Raw genomic sequence first — 5,878 nt, 5'->3', positions numbered from 1 at the left:
GCCCTGTGCGTTGCGGCTCCGGCGGCCGCGGGACGCCGAGGACGCGGCGCGGCGGGGCCGCTGCTCCACGACCGGCGCCGCGATGACGACCGGAACGCCGGAGGGGGCCTGGGCGCCCGTGATGCGGCTCAGCTCCTCATCGCCCGACCGCACCTGGGTGGTGCGCGCCGTGATGCCCGCCTGGGCCATCAGCCGGCTCATGTCGCGCCGCTGGTCGCGCGTCACCAGGGTGATGACGCTGCCGGACTCGCCGGCGCGGGCCGTGCGTCCGCCGCGGTGGAGATAGTCCTTGGGGTCGCTGGGCGGATCGACGTTGACGACCAGATCCAGGTTGTCGACGTGGATGCCCCGCGCCGCGACGTTCGTCGCCACCAGCACGCTCACCCGTCCGTCCTTGAACTGGGTGAGGGTCCGGGTGCGCTGGGGCTGGGACTTGCCGCCGTGCAGGGCGGCGGCACGTACACCGCTGTTCAGCAGGTGCTTGGTGAGCTTGTCCACCGCGTGCTTGGTGTCCAGGAACATGATCACCCGGCCGTCCCGCGCCGCGATCTCGGTCGTCGTCCGGCGCTTGTCCGTGTCGTCGACGTGGAGCACATGGTGTTCCATCGTGGTGACCGCGCCCGCGGACGGGTCGACGGAGTGGACCACCGGGTCGCTCAGGTAACGCCGCACCAGCAGGTCGACGTTGCGGTCGAGGGTGGCGGAGAAGAGCATCCGCTGGCCGTCGGCCCGCACCTGGTCGAGCAGCCTGGTGACCTGAGGGAGGAAGCCCATGTCGGCCATCTGGTCGGCCTCGTCGAGGACCGTGATGGCGACATCGTCCAGGACGCAGTCCCCGCGGTCGATGAGGTCCTTGAGCCGCCCGGGCGTCGCGATGACGACCTCCGCGCCGGCCCGCAGGGCGGAGGCCTGCTTGCCGATCGACAGGCCGCCGACCACGGTGGCCAGGCGCAGCCGCACCGAACGGGCGTACGGGGTCAGCGCGTCGGTGACCTGCCCGGCCAGTTCCCGGGTGGGCACGAGTACCAGGGCGAGCGGCCGGCGGGGCTCGGCGCGAAGTCCCGCCGTACGGGCCAGCAGCGCCAGTCCGAAGGCGAGGGTCTTCCCGGAGCCCGTGCGGCCACGGCCGAGTACGTCGCGGCCGGCCAGGGAGTTCGGCAGCGTGGCCGCCTGGATGGGGAACGGGACCGTCACGCCTTCGTTGCCGAGGGTGGCCAGCATCTCTCCCGGCAGGGCGAGTTCGGCGAAGGCCTCCACCGCGGGAAGCGCGGGAGTGGTCGACACCGGGAGAGCGAACTCCCCCGTCATCGGGGTGCGTCGGCTGCCTGAGCCCTTGGAACGCCGCTGTGCGCCGACGCGGTCGGCGGCGCCGGTGCGGCGGCCGCCCCTTGCGAAACCCTGACCGCCGGAGCGAGCGCCGGCCGTTCGATTGTTCGCGCGAGCCTGTGTCAAGTGGAACCTTCCCTGATGTGGCACGTATCAAGGAATGTCCGCCGCAGTGGAACAACGCAGGGAATTGCAAGAACGAGCCGGATTGAAGTGGTCACGTCGGCTGTTCCGCCCGGTTCATCAGACGCGACCCCTGAAAAGCAGCGAACCGGAGCCCGCACCACCTGGTGCCGACCCCAGCTGCGACGCAGACGTCGGTACGGCGCAGAGGCGGTCTTTCCTACCTGCGGCTTTTTCGTGTACCACGACTACAACTGAGATCGACAGTAGCACGGAGCGTTTGGGCCCGTACAGCAGGCCGCCCCGGCGCCCCGCCCTGCCGGGACGGTGGTCAGGGCTCCGGAGCCGGGCCCGGTTCCGGCCGCGGTGCCCCCGTGACGCGGCCGCCCGGCTGCCACAGCGCACAGAGGAAGGCGAGGACCAGGGCGGTCCATGCCGTGGTACACCCGCTGGTTCGCCCCGGCGAAGTCCGTCCGTACCACCGTCATGGTGTCGCACATCACCACGCTGCCGGTGGCTGTCGGTGGTCTCGTGGGTGAGGACGGTCCAAAGAACGGCGAGCCCCACGCGCGCCGCGCGGTCGCGGACTGCCGAAGTCCCCCGGAGTGCCCCCGGTCAGCCGTGCCCGGGTGGTGCCGTGCTCGCGCGGTGCACCAGCCGGGTCGGGACGAGCGTCGTGCCCCGTTCCGGCCCCTCCCGGCGCATCTTGCGCAGGACCGCCTGGACGCAGAGCCGCCCCACCTCGGCGAAGTCCTGGTGGACGGTGGTGAGCGGGGGCAGGAAGGAGGAGGCCTCGGGGATGTCGTCGAAGCCGATGACGCTGACGTCCTGCGGAACGCGCCGGCCGCGCTCGTGCAGGGCGCGCAACAGGCCCAGCGCCACCTGGTCGTTGGCGGCGAAGACGGCGGTGCACTCCGCGCGGGCGGCGAGTTCGAGACCCGCCCGGTAGCCCGAGTCGGCCGACCAGTCACCCCGGACGAGGGGCGGCGGTACCCGGCCGGCTTCGGTGAGGGCGGCATGCCACGCGTCCGTGCGGCGCTGGGCGGCGAAGGAGCCCTCGGGGCCGCCCAGATGCCACACCGTGCGGTGGCCGAGGCCGAGCAGGTGGCTCACGGCGGCGCGGGTTCCGCCGTACTGGTCGGTGTCGACGACCGTGTAGTGGTCGCCGGCGTCGGAGTCGACCACCACGACCTGGACGTGCGGGGGCAGCGTGACCGTCGCCGCGTCCAGGAGGTGGACCTCCATGATGACGATCACGGCGTCGACGGCGAGTTCCTCCAGCCGGGAGAAGGCGCCGCGCACCTCGTCCTGGGTGGGGACGGCGACCGGCAGCAGCGTGACCGCGTAGCCCTCGTGCGCGGCGGAGGTGGCGATCGCCTCCAGGGTGCGGACGTTGCCGGTGGTGGACAGCGTGAACGTGATGACGCCGATGGTGCGGAACTCGCCGCGCTTGAGGGCGCGGGCGGCGCTGTTGGGCCGGTAGCCGAGTTCCTTCATCGCGGCCGGCACCTGGCGGCGGGTCTCCTCGGTCACCACCGTCCGGCACGGTGGCCGGGTGTCCGGCCACGGTGTCTGTCCGTCGGTGAGGACGACCACGACGTCCGGCCGGGGCCGGGACGCGAGGGCCCTGGCGAAGCCGGCCCGCAGATCCGTGCCGCCACCGCCCGCCAGCGGTATGCCCTCGGCACGGCACAGCCGGTGCACCCGGCCGGCCGCCGCGCCGCAGGACACCACGGAGACCATGTCGCGGCGGCCGCCCACGGCCCGGGAGATCGCGGTGACCTCCAGCAGGGCGCTGCCGAGTTCGCTGTCGCTGACCGAGCCCGAGGTGTCGATGACGACCGACACCCGGGGCGGCCTGCGCCGCAGACTCGGCAGTACGACGCCGGGCACTCCGGCCGACCGCCGGGCGGGCCGCCCGTAGCTGTAGTCGTCCCCGGAGCCGGAGCCGGAGACCGCCGAGCGGAGTGCCGCCCCCAGCAACTCCCGCCAGGGCTGCGGCGGATGGAACACCTCCTCCGCCCAGCGCCGCCACCCCTTGGGCGCCTTGCCCGGACGGGCGGTGATGCCCCGCGCCACACGGAAGCGCACGGCGTCACGTTCCTGTTCGCTGAGCCCGTGCGCGCCGTCCGGGCCGAGGTCCCACTCCCGTTCGAGACCGTCGGCACCGCTGCCGCAGTCCAGCCAGACCATGCCCTGCGTGTACGGGCCGAGTGTGAACTGGCGCAGGTAGTCCTCCATCAGTTCCCCGGAGGCCAGGACCAGAGTCGCCGGCAGCACCACGTCCTCGGGGCGCGCCAGCCCGTCGCCGTACACGTCGTCGTTGATCTCGCAGTCGGCGGCGATGTTCATCCGCAGCCGCTCCCCCGGGCCGTTCGGTCCACGCTCACGGGCGACCCGGTCGCCGCGTCCGTGGTGGTCGCGCAGCAGGTGGGACACCTCGTGCACCCAGACGCCGGCCAGCTCCTCCACGGGTGTGGCGGCGACGAACGCCGGCGAGACGTAGCAGCGCCAGTGCCGGTCGACGGCCATCGTCGGGACGCGCCGGGACTCGACGGGGTGCAGGGCGAACAGCGCCGTGGCGAGGTAGGGCCGGGTTCGGGCGGCCTGCAGCCGGGCGGCGAGGAGTTTGTCGAGGTCGAGCGCGGGAGCCGGCGGTGTCCCCGGCGGATGCGTGGTCATTTCGCCCCGGCCGCGATGCGTGCGGCGGCCCGGTCCGCGCGCCGGGACAGGGACACGGCCGACGTGAGCCGTTCGATCGTCGCCGGTACGTCCCAGTCCTCGCGGCGCAGGGTGGCGAGGGTGGTCGCGGGGACGACGACCAGGTCGGGCGCCCCGGTGTCGACCGCACGGGCGAGGAGCGCCCAGGCGGCGTCCCAGCGGGACTTCTCCGGGCGGGCGCGCACGGCGGCGACCACCGCGTCGAGGACGGCCTGGCGCAGGTCGCCCCGCTCGGGCAGTTCGGCGCGGGCCGGGTCGGCGAGCAGCACCTCGGGGTCGGGGAGGTCCAGCCGGTCCAGGCTCGCCAGGAGTTCCAGGCCCGGCCCGTCGCCGACGGTGCCGCGGACCAGCAGGGAGAGGACGTCACGGGAGGAGCCGGCGGCCGTGGCGAAGGCGATCAGGGTGAGGGTCATGTCCCAGCTGCGCAGGGAGGGCCAGGGTCCGCCCCGGCGGGCCTCGCTGTTGGGCAGCCGGTGCACGAGCGGGGGCCGGGCGGTGAGGAACGCGCACACCGCGCGGCGTGCGAAGCGCACCGCCTCGGGGAGCTTCTCCGGGTCGAGCCGGGGCAGGGTGGCGCGGGGCCAGGTGCCGCCGAGGCCGCGGACGACGACCTCGTGGTCGTGGGTCCAGGTCAGGTGCACGAACCGGTTGGCCAGCGGCGGGCTGAGCTCCCAGCCGCCGGCCGCCGAGGCCCGTGGATTGGCGGCGGCCACGATCCGTACGCCGGGCGGCAGTCGCAGCGCGCCGATCCGCCGTTCCAGTACCAGCCGCAGCAGGGCGGCCTGGACGGCGGGCGGCGCGGTGGACAGTTCGTCGAGGAACAGCAGGCCCCGGCCGGCCCGGACCAGGCGCACGGCCCAGTCCGGCGGGGCCATGGGGACGCCCTGCTCGGCGGGGTCGTCACCGACGACGGGCAGCCCGGAGAAGTCGGACGGCTCGTGCACGCTGGCGATCACGGTGGTCAGGGGGAGGTCCAGGGAGGCGGCCAGTTGGTTCAGGGCCGCGGTCTTGCCGATCCCCGGCTCGCCCCACAGCAGTACGGGCAGGTCGGCGGCGACGGCCAGGGTCAGGGCCTCCAGCTGGACGTCGGGGCGCGGTTCGGTGGACGTGTCGCGCAGGAGGGTGAGCAGGTCACCGGCGACGTCGAGCCGGGAGGGAGTCGTGGACATCAGGGCGTGCGAAGGCATGGGTGATCACCTGTGGGTCTGTCAGGAGTGGGCGGGGACGCGGGCCCCCGGGGGATCAGCCGTCGGTCGCGTGGCGCGGGTGGCCGCGACGGCCGGCGGGTCGGGGGCGAGCCGGGAGGAGCCACGCGGGTGCGGGTCCGCTCAGACCCGACCGGTACAGCCCGTAGGTGATCCGGCGCCGTGCGACCGCCTCGAGCTCGTCCCGCAGGGGCCCGCCGGGAAGGCGCGCGCCGGGTCCCAGCAGGTTCTCGACGACGGCGAGCGCTCCGGCGGTGTCACCGTGGTCGAGGCGTTCGCGTACGCCCGGGAGGCAGTCCGGCCGCCGGTGGGCCCGGTCGACGGCCCGCAGGCAGGGAAGCGGGGTGCCGGTCAGTTCGGCCAGCAGCCGCTCCCGGCGGATCTCGTCCGGGGCGTGGTCCAGGGGGGTCAGTACGCCGTCGACCAGTCCGATCCGGTGCCGGGCGCCGCGGCACTCCACGAACTCGGGCTGCCCCGTTCGCTGCGGTGGTCGGGGCGGTCCG

General features: G+C 74.1%; 2 protein-coding genes and 3 pseudogenes. All 5 read right to left on the bottom strand.

Translation table 11 applies throughout. The annotated features are described in order from the left end of the window. A partial coding sequence (locus B9S61_RS03040) for a DEAD/DEAH box helicase (protein ID WP_181007210.1) occupies window positions 1–1,452 on the bottom strand: 1,452 nt, incomplete at its 3' end. Window positions 1,453–2,064: 612 nt separating this feature from the next. Next, a pseudogene (locus B9S61_RS40590) lies at window positions 2,065–2,982 on the bottom strand (substrate-binding domain-containing protein); the annotation flags it as partial. Beyond that, window positions 2,980–4,131: pseudogene (locus tag B9S61_RS40585) on the bottom strand (VWA-like domain-containing protein); the annotation flags it as partial. The pseudogenes B9S61_RS40585 and B9S61_RS40590, both read right to left, overlap by 3 nt. Further along, window positions 4,128–5,357 (bottom strand): AAA family ATPase, encoded by a 1,230-nt coding sequence (locus tag B9S61_RS03030; protein ID WP_374936176.1) that lies wholly within the window; start codon window positions 5,355–5,357, stop codon window positions 4,128–4,130. The gene B9S61_RS03030 and the pseudogene B9S61_RS40585, both read right to left, overlap by 4 nt. Before the next feature lie 55 nt (window positions 5,358–5,412). Then, window positions 5,413–5,878, bottom strand: a pseudogene (locus tag B9S61_RS03025) (hypothetical protein); the annotation flags it as partial.

Origin of the sequence: Streptomyces sp. SM1, assembly GCF_002910825.1 — a bacterium.
Classification (GTDB): Bacteria; Actinomycetota; Actinomycetes; order Streptomycetales; family Streptomycetaceae; genus Streptomyces; species Streptomyces okerensis.
The sequence above is the reverse complement of the archived record's forward strand: the minus strand, read 5'-3'. Positions and strand labels throughout refer to the sequence as shown.

What these genes read in the sequence shown, in the direction of transcription:
- B9S61_RS03030 (WP_374936176.1), bottom strand. Translation starts at nt 5,357, where the DNA reads ATGCCTTCGCACGCCCTGATGTCCACGACTCCCTCCCGGCTCGACGTC.